The following is a 775-nucleotide window of genomic DNA, read 5'->3' as shown; positions in this document are numbered from 1 at the left end:
GTTCGGCCAATCAGCGGATTGTAGTCCTTGTCCTTCATGGACAGATGCATTCCCTGGTCCTTCCATGCAAACTGTTTACCGGATACAGAACCGTAAACCAGCTCAGCCTGTGGCTCAATCCAGGCATCCTCAGTGACATGATAGCGGTAGCCCGCTTCTGCACCGGCATACCATGAATGCGTGCTGTAATCACGGGTTCCGAGTCCGGCAAAGGTTGCAGTGTACTCATTATCATGGTGAACATACTTGCCAATCAGGTCGATATAGGCACCGGAATCAAACATGGCGGAAGCATACAGGCCAGCCCCCACAGACTTCGTTTTACCACTGAAAACATCGGCGGAGGCACTGCTGTCAGTGTGTGTGACAGTGAAACCGGTAAACAAATCCAGTCCGTCCAGCTCATGTTTTTTGTCGACCCCGACCTGAACGTGCGTGTAGTTGTCACTGAAACCACCACTGGCAGAGCCGGTACCGCTCATGATGCGTGCCCATGCACCGGCTTCGCCGTTGATGTCACGCAGGTCACCCATACGTTTGTTCAGGTTGTTGACCTCGTTCAGAAACGCTTTATAGTCAACAGAGAACAGGGCGGCGGCATTCCGGGTTGCTTCCTTGTTTGCTACCGTGTTATAGCCTGTCAGTGACCATGTTATTTTGTCATCGGTTTCCCGGGTTGTAATAACCGGCGTTACATCACTGAAACCAATGGTTTGTTTACTGGCTTTAAAGACATTTTTATTGGTGTCTTTTGGCGCGCTTACCAGTTCAATAT

Annotated in this window: 1 protein-coding gene; it reads right to left on the bottom strand. The window is 50.5% G+C overall.

Features of this window, described 5'->3' with window-relative positions; genetic code table 11:
• A partial coding sequence (locus E0D98_RS25105) for an autotransporter outer membrane beta-barrel domain-containing protein (protein WP_131891416.1) occupies positions 1–775 on the bottom strand: 775 nt, incomplete at both ends.

Origin of the sequence: Escherichia sp. KCJ4928, assembly GCF_004352695.1 — a bacterium.
Classification (GTDB): Bacteria; Pseudomonadota; Gammaproteobacteria; order Enterobacterales; family Enterobacteriaceae; genus ECMA0423.
Note: the sequence above shows the minus strand (reverse complement) of the source record. Positions and strands in the feature narration are given on the sequence as shown.